At 53.2% G+C, this 218-nt stretch carries 1 pseudogene; it reads left to right on the top strand.

The window, feature by feature from the left end:
* A pseudogene (locus tag ACTHSQ_RS11515) lies at positions 1-218 on the top strand (IS481 family transposase); the annotation flags it as partial.

Here is a 218-nt window from a genome sequence, read left to right as displayed (position 1 = left end):
CCGCCAAGTTTCTGACTGGACACCTGATTGATCCCTGCCCATACCTGATTGAGTGCGTTTACTCCGATAACGGTACGAAATATAAAGGCTCGGCCAACCATGCTTTCGGTGTAGCCTGTTATGAGAACGGGATTGGTCAAAAGTTTGCCCGGGTTGCCCGTCCGCAGACCAACGGTAAGGCGGAACGGGTTATCCGCACCCTGATGGAGATGTGGCAT

The sequence above is a fragment of the Neisseria sp. P0009.S008 genome (assembly GCF_051958615.1).
In the GTDB taxonomy this organism is placed as follows: domain Bacteria; phylum Pseudomonadota; class Gammaproteobacteria; order Burkholderiales; family Neisseriaceae; genus Neisseria; species Neisseria subflava.
The sequence above is the reverse complement of the archived record's forward strand: the minus strand, read 5'-3'. Positions and strand labels throughout refer to the sequence as shown.